Origin of the sequence: Roseofilum reptotaenium CS-1145 (genome assembly GCF_028330985.1) — a bacterium.
Classification (GTDB): Bacteria; Cyanobacteriota; Cyanobacteriia; order Cyanobacteriales; family Desertifilaceae; genus Roseofilum; species Roseofilum reptotaenium.
This window is the reverse complement of record NZ_JAQMUE010000043.1, coordinates 1-9760: the sequence shown is the minus strand read 5'-3', so window position 1 is coordinate 9760 and position 9760 is coordinate 1. Positions and strand designations below refer to the sequence as shown.

11 protein-coding genes and 4 pseudogenes are annotated in these 9760 nt (G+C 46.8%); 10 read left to right on the top strand and 5 right to left on the bottom strand.

All coding sequences use genetic code 11. From position 1 onward, the window contains the following. Positions 1–354, bottom strand: a pseudogene (locus PN466_RS07165) (photosystem II D2 protein (photosystem q(a) protein)); the annotation flags it as partial. A gap of 466 nt (positions 355–820) precedes the next feature. Between PN466_RS07165 and PN466_RS07160 the strand changes: the two are divergent. Genes PN466_RS07160 through PN466_RS07150 form a run of 3 tightly spaced genes read left to right on the top strand, consistent with a single transcriptional unit; the run spans position 821 to position 2905 of the window. Further along, positions 821–1393, top strand: coding sequence for a photosystem I assembly protein Ycf4 (locus tag PN466_RS07160; RefSeq protein ID WP_271938163.1), 573 nt, complete (start codon positions 821–823; stop codon positions 1391–1393). A gap of 57 nt (positions 1394–1450) precedes the next feature. Beyond that, positions 1451–2182, top strand: coding sequence for a peptidylprolyl isomerase (locus PN466_RS07155; protein ID WP_271938161.1), 732 nt, complete (start codon positions 1451–1453; stop codon positions 2180–2182). A gap of 9 nt (positions 2183–2191) precedes the next feature. Beyond that, entirely contained in the window at positions 2192–2905 is a 714-nt protein-coding gene (locus PN466_RS07150) for a flavin monoamine oxidase family protein (RefSeq protein ID WP_271938160.1), read from the top strand. Here PN466_RS07150 and PN466_RS07145 read toward each other — a convergent pair. Beyond that, positions 2876–3319 (bottom strand): annotated as a pseudogene (locus tag PN466_RS07145) (Uma2 family endonuclease); the annotation flags it as partial. The gene PN466_RS07150 and the pseudogene PN466_RS07145 overlap by 30 nt on opposite strands. A gap of 108 nt (positions 3320–3427) precedes the next feature. On the opposite strand from PN466_RS07145, the gene PN466_RS07140 reads away from it, so the two are divergent. Next, a complete protein-coding gene (locus tag PN466_RS07140) occupies positions 3428–4576 on the top strand; it encodes a beta-ketoacyl-ACP synthase (RefSeq protein WP_271938158.1) in 1149 nt (382 codons plus the stop codon). 15 nt (positions 4577–4591) lie between these two features. Continuing rightward, a complete protein-coding gene (locus tag PN466_RS07135) occupies positions 4592–4738 on the top strand; it encodes a hypothetical protein (protein WP_271938157.1) in 147 nt (48 codons plus the stop codon). A gap of 18 nt (positions 4739–4756) precedes the next feature. On the opposite strand, the gene PN466_RS07130 is transcribed toward PN466_RS07135, so the two are convergent. From PN466_RS07130 to PN466_RS07120, 3 genes are read right to left on the bottom strand one after another with little or no spacing between them, the layout of a single operon-like run. Beyond that, positions 4757–5128, bottom strand: a complete 372-nt coding sequence (locus PN466_RS07130; RefSeq protein ID WP_271938156.1) for a hypothetical protein — start codon at positions 5126–5128, stop codon at positions 4757–4759. Between the two features lie 11 nt (positions 5129–5139). Next, a complete protein-coding gene (locus PN466_RS07125) occupies positions 5140–5325 on the bottom strand; it encodes a hypothetical protein (protein WP_271938155.1) in 186 nt (61 codons plus the stop codon). Between the two features lies 1 nt (position 5326). Further along, positions 5327–5668 carry a hypothetical protein gene (locus tag PN466_RS07120; protein WP_271938154.1) on the bottom strand — a complete coding sequence of 114 codons (342 nt, stop codon included), beginning with the start codon at positions 5666–5668 and terminating at the stop codon, positions 5327–5329. Positions 5669–5926: 258 nt separating this feature from the next. Here PN466_RS07120 and PN466_RS07115 point away from each other — a divergent pair, with 258 nt between their 5' ends. The 5 genes and pseudogenes from PN466_RS07115 (at position 5927) to PN466_RS07100 (ending at position 9429) form a co-directional block, all read left to right on the top strand. Beyond that, the gene (locus PN466_RS07115) at positions 5927–6172 is read left to right on the top strand and encodes a DUF433 domain-containing protein (RefSeq protein ID WP_271938152.1); all 246 of its coding nucleotides are present in this window, start codon (positions 5927–5929) and stop codon (positions 6170–6172) included. Then, on the top strand, positions 6169–6525 hold the full coding sequence (locus PN466_RS07110; RefSeq protein ID WP_390889979.1) for a DUF5615 family PIN-like protein: 357 nt from the start codon (positions 6169–6171) through the stop codon (positions 6523–6525). Before PN466_RS07115 ends, PN466_RS07110 begins: the two co-directional genes overlap by 4 nt. A 3-nt stretch (positions 6526–6528) precedes the next feature. Then, positions 6529–6666 (top strand): hypothetical protein, encoded by a 138-nt coding sequence (locus PN466_RS07105; RefSeq protein ID WP_271938149.1) that lies wholly within the window; start codon positions 6529–6531, stop codon positions 6664–6666. Beyond that, a pseudogene (locus PN466_RS26240) lies at positions 6627–6743 on the top strand (type II toxin-antitoxin system VapC family toxin); the annotation flags it as partial. The gene PN466_RS07105 and the pseudogene PN466_RS26240, both read left to right, overlap by 40 nt. A gap of 181 nt (positions 6744–6924) precedes the next feature. Beyond that, positions 6925–9429 (top strand): annotated as a pseudogene (locus PN466_RS07100) (tetratricopeptide repeat protein). Positions 9430–9760 lie beyond the last annotated feature (331 nt).

Below are 9760 nucleotides of genomic sequence, written 5' to 3'. Positions count from 1 at the left end.
TCCATGGAGAGCGACGAAGGGCCAAAGACCACCGAGCTGACACCAGCGAGCGAAGTTGCCTTGAGCTTCAGGCCCCCAGAGGAACAGGAGGGAGTGTCCCATGCTGTCTGCGGGACTCGATACGGCTACGGTGAGGAAGTTGCCGCCTTCGAGGTAGGAGGAAGCGAGTCCATGGGTGTACCAGGAGGTCACAAAGGTGGTTCCTGTGAGCCAACCGCCGATGGCGAGGTAGGCACAGGGGAACAGCAGGAGTCCTGACCATCCGATGAAGACGAAGCGATCGCGCTTTAGCCAGTCGTCGAGGGCATCAAACCACCCTCTTTCGCTAGGCGCGCGTCCGACTGCGATTGTCATTGAGCAAATCCTCTGACGTTACAAATTTAAATCAATTGCAGGGGATGAATTCCCAAAGGTTCCTTACGTGGATGTCTTAAGAGATTAACCACTCGGTGGTAGAATCCCTTGAGTGTCTTTCCCTATATGAGGAATGACCTCTCCACTTTCAGGAACAGCCATTATTTTAATTAATTTGCCTCTGAAGCTTAGGCTTAGGGGCAAATTAATCTTTCTTAACATACCACAAGAAAGCAGAACAGGCATCCAAGTCCTTAAGGCGATTGGATTTTCCGCATAATATCTATAATAAACAATCTGAGAAATTTTACAATATGTCACACATTTTCTCAGATTCTCTCAGAAAAGAAGGTGGCTTGATGAGGAGACAAGAGGAAATCGCCTCCTAATCAATGGAGGCCAAAGATTAAGGTAAAATCAGAAAGCACTCTTAATTTGGTATAGTGATCCAACTTCACCCAGACCTATGACGGCACAAGGAACCTCCACACCAAAGAACAAAAAAGTTTTACATCAATCCATTCTCGGTTCACGCCGACTGAGTAATTATGCCTGGGCAACCATCATTTCCATGGGCGCATCTGGCTTTTTATTAGCCGGGTTATCGAGCTATCTGCAAGTCAACCTCATACCCTTTAGTAACCCCACCGAGCTAATATTTGTGCCTCAAGGTTTGGTCATGGGCTTATATGGCAGTGCGGGATTATTGCTGTCTCTGTATCTATGGCTGGTGATTCTCTGGGATGTCGGTGGTGGATATAACGAATTTAGCTATGAAACTGGCGTGGCTAAAGTTTTTCGTTGGGGATTTCCGGGGAAAAATCGCCAAATTGACTTGACTTATCCCTTAGAAGATATTCAAGCAGTGGGCGTAATTATCAAAGAAGGACTTAATCCTCAGCGGAAAATTTATCTGCGAGTAAAAGGAAAAGGCAATATTCCTTTAACTCGTGTGGGACAACCGATGAGTCTCTCAGACCTAGAAAACCAAGCCGCAGAGTTAGCCCGATTTTTAGAAGTGCCTTTAGAAGGACTCTAAGACACCCATTCGGTACAATCAATCCGTAGCTTTGGTAACAGAAATTCAATTAATCCTATGAAAATTAGACCGAAATATTGGGTCATCTCATTGATGCTGTTAAGTGCATTGGCGATCGCCGGATGCAGTGATAGCCTCTCTGCTCCTGACTCAGATGGCTCCCCCAGTGCCACGGGAGCAACCCCTTCCCCAGTGGCGAGTGCCGATCCCAATCGTCCCTTTAACGGGCTACCCATTTTGGAAGGCAAAGCAACAGTGGTGATGACCGTTAAAGGCTCGCCCATTACAATTAGTGTAGATGGCACAAAAGCACCGGTAACCGCTGGAAACTTTGTGGATTTAGTCGAGCGCGGTTTTTATGATGGCTTGACGTTTCATCGGGTAGTGCGCGAGCCTCAACCATTTGTGGTGCAAGGGGGAGATCCGCTAGGCAATGGAACCGGTGGATTTATCGATCCAGCAACCGGACAGGAGCGACAAATTCCCCTGGAAATCACCCCACAAGAGGAGAGCGAACCGATTTATAGTCAAACGTTTCCTGTGGCACAAATTAACAAGCCTCCGGAACTTCAGCATACTCGTGGTGCAGTAGCGATGGCGCGATCGCAATTCCCCGATTCTGCCTCTTCCCAGTTTTATTTTACCTTGGCCGATCTCTCCTTTCTTGATGGCAATTATGCTGTATTTGGTTATGTAACTGAGGGGATGGAAGGGGTTGATGCAATTCAACAGGGCGATCAGATTGACTCAGCAACGGTCACCCAGGGACTGGAAAACTTGAAGCGCTAGTGAGTTCTTATGGCACGCAATCCCTTATTTGGCCTCTTCTCTCGCGCCTTACGTTCGGCAACAGAAGCGAATCGTCGTCAGATTCCTCTGGATGCATGGTCAGAAATACAACAAAATCAGAAACGTCAACATTTCAAGCGGCGCTCATTTTTGCAAGTTGCTGGAGGTTTGGCTGGAGGACTGCTGTTAGGGACGGGTTGTCAATCTCCTGCTACTACTCTGTGGGCACGAGAGAGAACTGCTCCCAAAATTGCGATCGTAGGGGCAGGAATTGCGGGTCTGAGTACGGCTTACACTCTGAAAAAGGCGGGCTACCGCGCCACAATTTATGAAGCCTCAGATCGTGTGGGAGGCAGAATGTATACGGTCAAAGATGCGGTGGGACAAGGGATTTGGGTTAACCTTGGTGCTGAGTATATTAATAGTGACCATGAAGATATGCTGGCGCTGGCGCAAGAATTCCAAATTCCTCTGCTCGATCGCTTTGTCCCTGAAGAATTGGCTCTCACGGATCTGTATCATTTTGATGGGCAAATGCTCTCGGAAGCAACACTGGCTGAAGCCCTTGTCCCCGTTGCCGAACGCATGGCTGCTGATGCCGATCGCCTGGATGAAGATTGGGAGAATGTCAGTGTTGAATTAGATGCTCTCTCCGTTGCTGAGTATGGCGATCGCATCGGCCTATCTGGAGAGTTCTACCCGATAGGAAAATTGATCGATTAACAGATATTCCTGTAACTGGGGAATGGAGCGATAGAGGGCAAATTTCTGGTTTTTATCCAATCCTTCTGTGGACGAGGATAAAACTTCGGCAATTAAACAAGGATTGGTGAGCGCCATCTGTTTGCTGTCGGTAAACATTGGCTCTTCCGCGATCGCCATGACATCGGGATAAACATAACTCTCGGATACAGGCAACCACAAGCGCATGTCGCTCATAAATACAGAAGAACCCCGATCCTCTAAAGCAAACAGCAAGAGAGCATGAAGTTTTCCTGTAAGAATATTGTGATTCGCCGATGCACCTGCCATTTTGACGATTTCTCCTTCAATAAACTCGCTTTTGTCAATATTCCGATTTTCCTGTTCTAGATACTCTTCAACTGCGCTCTGTTTTGTCATTGCCGCAACCATAATTTACCTCCTATATTGGCTTAAGCCATTAGCCAGTAAGGCTGGCAGTGTCTACCCTACGACCTCCGCATCTTTTAATGATAATATTAAAATCCCCTAGTTTTCGATATTATGACAGTCGTTGTTGTTACTGGATTGGGTTTAGTCTCGGCGTTGGGATCGCGCGATAATGCGACTTGGCACAAGCTCCTCAATCAGGAATCAGCGATCGCCATGGCGCAACCGTTTCCAGATTTAGCACCTCGTCCTCTAGCCATGATTGGCGATCGCCCGGCTTCTTTGCGAGAGCTGACTCGTCAGTTAGTCCTAGAGACTTTGGAAGATGCAGATATGACTCCTCCCTTACCCGATCTGGGGATTGTTGTTGGATCGAGTCGCAGCGCTCAAGGGAGTTGGGAGGCGATCGCTGGGCGTTTTTTGACCGGAGATCCAGAATTCCCCAATCTATCCAATTGTCTAGACTATTTACCCGATCTTCCCGCGCGAATGGCAGCTCAACTTACAGGGACTCAAGGGATTGTCCAAGCTCCCATGAATGCTTGCAATACGGGTATGTGGGCGATCGCCCAAGGCTATGAACTGATTCGCTGCGGCTATGCTCAACAAGTTTTAGCAGGGGCAATTGAAGCGCCGATCACACCCTTAACTCTAGGGGGATTTACGCAAATGGGAGCCTTAGCGAAAACGGGATGTTATCCCTTTGACCGCGATCGGGAAGGATTGGTTTTAGGGGAAGGAGGCGCATTTCTCCTCCTAGAATCCCTAGAATCAGCACAGCAGCGTCAAGCCTCAATCTATGGTCATATCCTGGGAGCAGCCTTTACCAGTGATGCTTATCATCTGAGCGCCCCAAAACCGGATCGCATGAGTGCGGCGATCGCCATTAAAACTTGTTTGGAGCGGTCTGGCTTAACCCCAAGTTCTATCGACTACATCCATGCCCACGGAACCAGTACCCCCTTAAATGATGCCGCCGAAAGCCAACTGATCCAGCATCTATTTCCAGCAACAGTTCCTGTTAGCTCCACCAAAGGGGCAACCGGGCATACCTTGGGTGCTTCTGGAGCATTGGGTATCGCCTTTTCTTTAATGGCGCTCAAGCATCAAATCTTACCTCCTTGTGTGGGGTTAAGGGAGCCAGAGTTTAATATCAATGTTGTTCGTGCTGCCCGTTCTCAGCCGATACAACATTGTTTGTGTTTAAGTTTTGCCTTTGGAGGTAATAATGGGGCGATCGCCCTGGGCAATAATATCAATTAACAATTAATATCAAATATGATTGGCTTCTTGCGGCTGTTAGAAACCGGGTTTCTTCCCACAGGTGCTACCTGCGGTGGAGAGGAGCTAGAAACCCGGTTTCTTTGCCCTTCTCGCGATCGCCAGATCGAAATGTTTCTGAATAGTTTACGCTTTCAACCTTAACTTGGTTTCTGGGTATCTCTAAACATGCTCGAAGTTGGGTATCGGTGAACGGTTCAATTTTTCCAGCCAATCTTGGATAAGTGCTACAGATAGAGGAGACGCGAGTAAAGAATTAGCCAGTTCAAAGATTACGGTTTCTAATAATTCTTCATCTTCATCATCATAGGCAATATCCTCTCGCCCTTCAATGGTATTTGCCCAATCTTCTAGATCTTCAGCAGAGAGTTGATGATGGAGATAGCGTTGCAAAATGGAGCATAAATATTGACGGTTGAGGACAACGAGAGCGGTATCACTCTCCCATCCGAAGTCACGAAGATGGGGCACAATTTCACCGAGGGGTTGGTTGAAGTTTAATAGGGCATTCAGCCATTCAGGTCGAGTTTTCATAAGATGGATTTTCAATTATCGTGGAGATCGGAAACTGTTTGTTCCGTTGGCTCAATGGCAGAAGCTTCTTTAACTATTTCTTGGCATTGGTTGGCGAAGGCGATGGAAAGTTGATAGAGTTCTCTAGCCGATTGTTCGCATTCTTTCAAAAGTTCGAGATCTTCGAGCATTTGTGCTTCATTAATCACAGATTTCATTTTAGCGTCTCCAATGATTGACAATAGTCTCAACTTTTAGTTTAACTTCTATGACTTTACCCAAGAGATTACTGACCGTTTCTCCACACTCTTGAATCCTCTCTTCGGATACGGTAGTATCGGCAATCAGCGCCACATTATCCTTGATTTGCTTTCTGGATGATTGTACAAAGAATAAGATGGTGTTTAGGTAAGCAAATTGCTGAATCAGGATGGTATTATCGGGAAAGCTAGACATAATGGGTCTAAGTAACCTGAGTCCTTCCGTCCCTTGAGCCTCAATACGATCGAGTTCCGCATTTAACCGATTGATGAGAACATTGAGTTCTGATGGGATGGTCATTACTGTTAACTGGGTTGATATCGTCAGTTTAACCTAGATCGGTTTCTCTGTGCTTCTTGCGGCGGTTAGAAACCGGGTTTGTACTCACAGATGCACTCTGCGATGGAGAGAAGCAACAAACCCGGTTTCTTTGCACTTCTCGCACCCACGGGGGTTAGAAACCGGGTTTGTGCCCACAGATGCACCCTGCGATGGAGAAGAGCGACAAACCCGGTTTCTTTGTATATAATAGATTTGACAATTATGGATTGCTTGTACATGATGCAGGAATACCAACAACTCATTGTTTCCGATCCTCAAATTATGATGGGAAAACCAACGATTCGGGGAACTCGCATTACAGTGGAATTGATTCTAGAAAGTTTTGCTGCTGGCGAAACTCAGGAGCAACTTTTGCAAGCTTATCCTAGACTCGATCGCCAATCTATCCTTGCAGCGCTTGCCTTTGCTGCTGAAGCCTTAAAAGCGGATGTGGTGTATCCAGTTTTGGATGTTGCTTCGTGAACTTGTTGGCAGATGAAAATATTAATGAACTCATTGTTGAGCGTTTGAGAAAAGAGGGTCATAGAGTTTGGTATGTTGTCGAAATGGAGCCAGGAATTTCTGATGATGAAGTGCTGGATTTAGCTAACCAAGAAAATGCTCTGTTATTAACTGGAGATAAGGATTTTGGTGAGCTAGTTTTCCGTTTAGGGCGTGTTACATCTGGGGTGCTTTTAATTCGGTTGCTTGGATTGTCGAATGAGAGTAAGGTAACGATAATTACGAATGCAATCGCTCAATACGCGGATCGACTACCTGGTGCTTTTACTGTAATCGCCCCCACCACAATTCGGATTCGGAAAATGGAGATCTGAAGGATGAAAAAATCAGCACAAGAACTGATTCGCACGCGCAAAAAGCAAAATTTACTGGATTTGAGTGGAAAGATTCAATTTTCAGATAACTACGATTATAAGGAGTTACGGTCAAATCGAAATGTTTCGCCCATCACTTAACGTTAATTCACAATGACCGCGACTTTGAAACCATTGCCAGAGTCACAAGCCTTAATCATTTACGCTTTCAACCTTAACCTCGTTTCTCCGTGCTTCTTACGGCTGTTAGAAACCGGGTTTCTTCCCACAGATGCACCCTGCGATGGAGAGGAGCGAGAAACCCGGTTTCTTTGCACTTCTCGCACCCACCAGAGAAATTTCCGATACAATACAAACAGTCCATCATTGTTAATTATTAATTGTTAATTGTTAATTGATATGAGAATCGTCGGAACTCTGGTAGCGCTGGGAGTGTGGATGACTCCGGTAATGGTGACGGTAGGAGAGCAACCCAGTTGGGCGCAAAGTCAGCAACCTTCGGCGGAGGAAATTTGGGCAGCGATACAACAATTAATTCAGCAAGCAATACAACTGCAACGACAGGGAAAACCGCGACAAGCCTTAGAAATTTGGCAGCAAGTTTTAGCCATTTCCAAGCAACTCGAATGGAGAGAACTGGAAGCCGTTGCCTGGTTAGGTATTGGTCGTAATTCTGATGATATAGGAAAACCTCAAGTTGCCATAGAAGCCTACGAACAAGCCCTACCCCTCTACCAAGCAGTAGAAGACCGAGGGGGAGAAGCGACGACCTTGAATAATTTGGGAGGAGTTTACGACAGCATCGGTCAACCGCAACGAGCGATAGAGTATTACGAACAAGCCTTACCCATTCACCGAGAAGTAGAAGACCGAGGGGGAGAAGCGGCGACGTTGAATAATTTGGGGTTAGTTTACAAAAACATTGGCGAACCTCAACAAGCAATAGAGTATTATCAGCAAGCTTTACCAATTTTCCGAGCCGTAGAAGACCGAGGAGGAGAAGCGACGACGTTGGGTAATTTGGGGAAAGTCTACCGGAGCATCGGTCAACCGAAACGAGCGATAGAGTATTACGAACAAGCTTTACCCATTTTCGGAGAAGTAGAAAACCGAGGGGGAGAAGCGACGACGTTGAATAACTTAGGGATAGTTTACGACAGCATCGGTCAACCGCAACGAGCGATCGCCTATTATGAACAAGCCTTACCTTTTTACATAGCAGTGGAAGACAGAGGGGGAGAAGCCACGATACTGAATAATTTGGCATTACTTTACCACAGCATCGGTCAACCGCAACGAGCGATAGAGTATTACGAACAGGCCTTACTCCTTTACATAGCAGTGGAAGACAGAGGAGGAGAAGCCATGATGTTGAGCAACATTGCTTTCTTTTACCGAGACACCAATAAACCAGAAAAAGCAATTGAATACTGGGAAAAATCTCTCGAAATTACGCTCAGTTTTCGCAGCAACCTCAAACAAGAACATCGGAAAACCTTTATCGAATCTAACGACGCTTCAGCCGTTGCCCTCACCTCCCTCCTCATCCAACAAAACCAACCCAAAGAAGCCTTTACCTGGATAAACCACGTCACCACCTACGAACTGGCTGACTATACTCGCCTACTCGGTGCGAAAGTCGAAAACCCCGAAGCTCAAGCACGTATCGACGAATATAACCAGCGCTGGCAACAAATCGAAAACCTGAGACGACAACTGCAACTCGACCCCTCCGATGAACTTTCTCGCCGCATCAGTACCCTAGAAACCGAAAACATTCAACTCGCAGAACAAATTGCCCAACAGTTCCCGGAAGTTGCCGATATTTTTGAAACCACTCCCACTGACATCGAACAACTCCAAGCCACCATCCCGGAAGGAACCCTTGTCCTGCAACCGGTTCCCCTCGCCAATGTTACGAACGTTCCCAATACCCTCGCTCTGTTTCTGCTCACCCGCAATAGTTTCCAGGTGGTGCAAACCTCCCTGGATGTGGAGGAATTTAACCAACTTGTCCAGCGCTATCCTGAAGAACTGGAAAACCGAAGGGCATCCTACAAAGAAACCAGCCGTAAACTCTACGATATCCTCATCCGTCCCCTAGAAGACCAGCTCAACCGCTACAACCCGGAACAACTGAGTATCATCGCCACCGGACAACTGCGCTATATTCCCTTTGAAACCCTGAACAAACGGGAAAACGACCAATTTTTAATCGAACGATATCCCATCAACTACCTGACTCGCCTTTCCAAAACTGCCCCCAACCCCCAACCCCCACAACTTTCTACCGGTATTCTCGCCTTGGGTAACCCCAAACCGGAGCCTCCCCTCGGCTTACCGGGAGCAGAAGCAGAAGTCAACACCATTACCCAACTGTTTCCCAACAGTCAAACCTACCTCCAAGACGAAGCTACCCTCAGCCAGTTTGAGACTCAAGCGCCTAAATTTCCCTTCCTCCATCTGGCAACCCACGGCTGTTTCCAAGATACAGACTGCATTATGCAACAAGAGGTCAATGGTGAAGTCGTTAAAGATACTCTACCATCCAATACGATCCTGTTCGCTGATGACGATTGGCCCATCCAAGAAGCCGCCCTCTTGGGACTCACGAACACCCGCTTAATTACCCTCAGCGCCTGCCAAACCGCCCGTGAAGCCGACCTAGAGTGAAATTCCATTTCCGGAGTCGCCTACCTGTTTGAACGAGCCGGAGCGCAAGCAGTGATGGCGAGTTTATGGGTTGTGCCCGATAAAGATACGCAAGAGTTGATGAGTGATTTTTACCAGTATGTCAGGGAAGGCATGACCCAAGGGGAAGCCCTACAGAAGGCGAAATTACGCCACCTGGGTCGAAATCCCCATTTTTGGTCAGCTTTCATTTTGATTGGCGATCACCGGTAATATCAATTAACAATTAATAATTAATAATTAACAATTAAGTCGCAGATCGTAGTGGGTTGTTTCATCTAAAAGAGGGCTTTGTTTGTAGTAAGCACTTTAGTGCTTAAAAGCCTAGCTGGAGAGGGCTAAAGCCCTCACTACAAACAACATCTAATGCATCCAATTAGGTGAAACAGTCCACTCCTATTACCTATTATATCAAGTCCGTTGAATAAGTTGTGATATAGCAGTGAGTTCACTCCACCCGTAAAAATCGGTTAACCCTCCAATTAATTCTGGCTGTTTCAATAAGGTTTGGCAGCGCTGGTACAACACTTCTTCTAGCTGATCG